Below are 3,254 nucleotides of genomic sequence, written 5' to 3' on the forward strand. Positions count from 1 at the left end.
CCCCGGCCCCCTCCGCCATCGCCCGGCTGTACGTGGGCGTGGGCTCGCGCGACGGGATCCGCCCCGGCGACCTGGTGGGCGCCATCGCGGGGGAGGCGAACATCCCGGGATCGCAGGTGGGGCGCATCGAGATCCGCGACACCTTCTCCATCGTCGAGGTGCACGCCGACGCGGCCGAGAAGGTGATCCGGGCCGTGAACGGCACCACCATCAAGGGGCGCAGCGTCCGCGTGGACTACGACCGGGCCGGCGACCGGTCCCGCAAGCCGGGTGGCCCCGGTCCGCGCGGGGCGGGCCCGCGTGGGCCGGGGGGCGCGGGGGCGCGGAGGGTCGTGCGCAGGCCGCCGCAGCAGCGCGACTGAGCCCGCCCGGCGGAAGAATGACGCGGGGAGCGCGCAAATGTCTTGCGCGCTCCCCGCTTTTTCCGCTACACTAGGGTTCCTCCCCCGCTTCGCGGAGGATGCGCCGGATCTCCGTGGCCAGCAGGGGGGGCGTGGGAGTCACCCCCAGCTCCCAGAGCGCCTCCTCCGCGCGTCTGCGGAGGTCGGGGTCCACCTTCCGGAGCAGCGCGGGGGCGGCAGGCAGACGCGGGGCGGCACGGAACCGCTCCAGCTCGACCCGGAACGCCCCGCCGCCGGAGTCCAGGGTGAAGTACGAGACCAGCGACCCGCGCAGCCCTTCGAGCAGCGCTCCGACCTCGCCGCGCAGCACCGGCGGCCCCGCCGAGCGCGAGCCGCGCCCGGTGACCACCCGGACGGTGCGCACCCCTTCGCGCTGGCGCTCCCGAAGCCAGCTCCCGGTGCGGCGCACGGCCTCGTCCGCGGTCTCGCGGTGCAGGTCGAGCGTGGGGAGGACCTCGTCCCACGCGGGGATCGGCGGGGGCGGAGTGCCGGAGCGGCGTCGCTTCCTGGGGGCCATGGGAGGCGCTGCAAACGCGAAGAGCCACGGCGACGGGCGCCGTGGCTCTCGGTCTTCGGGAACGGCGGATCGTCAGGCGATCGAGTCCTTGAGCCCCTTCCCGGGGCGGAACGCGGCGCTGGTCGACGCGGCGATGTCGATCTCCTTGCCGGTGCGCGGGTTGCGGCCCTTCCGCGCCTCACGCTGCTTGGTCTCGAAGCTGCCGAACCCGGTGATCTGGACCTTGTCCCCGCTCTTCAGCGCCTGCGAGATGATGCCGTTGTCCACAGAGAAGAGAGCATCGACCGCCCGCTGCGCGTCGGTGCGGCTGATGTTGGCCCGGCTGGCCAGCTGCTGGACGAGTTCGGACTTGTTCACCGAGCGACTCCTGTAGAGGGGTTGAAAAACGCGAAAACCAAACGGCCGCGCCGTTCATCTGGTACAGTAGGCGTCCTCTACCGATCCGTCAAGAGAGAATTCCTTGGATCACGCGACATTTCTCCCCTCGCCCGAGACCGGGTCGCTCGCCGTCCGCGAGCTGCAGGCCGCCCGTGAGATCGCCCACGCCTTCCTCACGGCCGACCGCCCCACCGAGGTGTACCGGCTCGCCCTGGAGCGCGTCTCGGTGCTGGTGGGCGCCGCCTTCGGGTGCGTGTTCCTGCGTGACGCCGAGGGCGAGGACGACTCGCTCCTCCGCGTCGTGGCCGCCTACAACTGGCCCCGCGCCTGGGCCGCGTACCTGAGCCAGATGCGCGTCCGCGTGGGGAACGGCCCCACCGGGCAGGCGGTGGCGGAGAACCGGATCGTGGAGATCTTCGACCTCTACGCGGACCCGGCGTTCGAGGACTGGTGGGACTCCGCGCGGGAGCTGGACTTCTCCTCCTCCGTCGCCCTCCCGCTCACCTGCCGCGGGGCGCCGGTGGGCGCCATCACCTTCTACTTCCGGGGCCGCGACGAGCTGTGCGAGGCGGACCGCAACCTCCTCCGCCTGGTGGCCGACCAACTCTCCGCCACCGCGGAGAAGGCGCACCTGATCGAGGACCTGCAGCGCGCCAACGACCGCCTCCGCGAGCAGAACGTGGAGCTGGAGGCCCGCTACCACGAAGCCGAGGAGGCGCGCCGGCTCAAGGGCGAGTTCCTGGCCAACGTATCGCACGAGCTGCGCACCCCGCTCACCGCCATCCTGGGCTACACCTACCTCCTGCGGGAGGGGCTTTCCGGGGAGCTCGGCGGCGAGCAGGCCACGGCCGTGGAGAAGATCGAGACCGCCGGCACCGCCCTGATGGGGCTCATCAACGACCTCCTCGACCTCACCCACGTCAAGCTGGGGCGCACCCCGGTGGAACCGGAGCGCTGCGACGCGGTGGCGCTCGCGAGGGCGGCCGTCGCCACGCTCCCCGCTCCCCCGGCGCACCTGGAGCTGCGCACCGAGTTCCCGCCGGAGGCGGTCCCGGTGCACACCGACCCGGGGCACGCGGTACGCATCCTCCGCAACCTGCTCTCCAACGCCACCAAGTTCACGCCCAGCGGCTCGGTCGCGCTGCGGGTGCGCCGGGTGGACATCGGGCCGCGGACCGAGGCCGCGGGCACCCCGGGCGACGAGCGCGGCTTCGTGTCCTGGGAGGTGGAGGACACCGGGATCGGGATCGCGCCCGAGGACCAGGAGCGGATCTTCGACGAGTTCCGGCAGGTGGACGGCTCCGCCACGCGCCGCTACGGAGGGACGGGGCTGGGGCTCGCCCTTTCCCGCGCCATGGCCCGGCAGCTCGGCGGCGACGTCACCGTCCGCTCGGAGCCCGGCGAGGGCTCGGTCTTCACCCTCACCCTCCCGGCGGGGACGGCGCGTGACGGCTGACGACCCGGAGCGGCGGGAGACGGAGGGCGGCGAGACGGGCGGGTTCGCCAGCGTGGTGTTCGACTGCGACTCCACCCTCGCGGCCATCGAGGGGATCGACGAGCTGGCTGGCGAGCACGCCGCTGCGGTCCGCGCGCTCACGGACGAGGCCATGCAGGGCCTCGTCCCGCTGGAGGAGGTGTACGGCCGGCGGCTGGAGCTGATCCGCCCCTCGCGCGAGCGGGTGGACGCCCTGTCGCGCGCCTACGTGGACGCGCTGGTCCCCGACGCCCGCGCGACGGTCGCCGCGCTCCGCTTCCTCGGCAAGGACGTGCGCGTCCTCTCCGGCGGCCTCCTCCCCCCGGTGGCGGCGCTCGCCCGGGAGCTCGGGATCGCGCCTGACGCCGTGGCCGCGGTGGGGATCCGCTTCGGCCCCGGCGGCGCGTACCTGGACTTCGAGCGCGGCTCGCCGCTGGCGCGCAGCGGCGGCAAGGAAGCCGTGCTCCGCGCCTGGGAGCTCCCC

General features: G+C 73.7%; 5 protein-coding genes. 3 read left to right on the forward strand and 2 right to left on the reverse strand.

The features are described from left to right. On the forward strand, positions 1-362 hold a 362-nt coding region (locus VGR37_06215), incomplete at its 5' end, for a DbpA RNA binding domain-containing protein (protein HEV2146975.1). 70 nt (positions 363-432) lie between these two features. On the opposite strand, the gene VGR37_06220 is transcribed toward VGR37_06215, so the two are convergent. Together VGR37_06220 and VGR37_06225 are read right to left on the reverse strand one after the other, a co-directional pair. Next, positions 433-918 (reverse strand): Smr/MutS family protein, encoded by a 486-nt coding sequence (locus VGR37_06220; GenBank protein ID HEV2146976.1) that lies wholly within the window; start codon positions 916-918, stop codon positions 433-435. A 72-nt stretch (positions 919-990) separates the two neighbouring features. Further along, the gene (locus VGR37_06225) at positions 991-1,275 is read right to left on the reverse strand and encodes an HU family DNA-binding protein (protein HEV2146977.1); all 285 of its coding nucleotides are present in this window, start codon (positions 1,273-1,275) and stop codon (positions 991-993) included. 103 nt (positions 1,276-1,378) lie between these two features. Here VGR37_06225 and VGR37_06230 point away from each other — a divergent pair, with 103 nt between their 5' ends. Both VGR37_06230 and VGR37_06235 read left to right on the forward strand, forming a co-directional pair. After that, on the forward strand, positions 1,379-2,752 hold the full coding sequence (locus VGR37_06230; protein ID HEV2146978.1) for a HAMP domain-containing sensor histidine kinase: 1,374 nt from the start codon (positions 1,379-1,381) through the stop codon (positions 2,750-2,752). Then, on the forward strand, positions 2,742-3,254 hold a 513-nt coding region (locus VGR37_06235), incomplete at its 3' end, for a hypothetical protein (GenBank protein HEV2146979.1). The genes VGR37_06230 and VGR37_06235, both read left to right, overlap by 11 nt.

The organism is Longimicrobiaceae bacterium, from assembly GCA_035936415.1.
GTDB lineage: Bacteria > Gemmatimonadota > Gemmatimonadetes > Longimicrobiales > Longimicrobiaceae > JAFAYN01.

Excerpts from the sequence above, each read along its gene's own strand:
- VGR37_06220 (HEV2146976.1), bottom strand. The coding sequence starts at position 918 with ATGGCCCCCAGGAAGCGACGCCGCTCCGGCACTCCGCCCCCGCCGATC.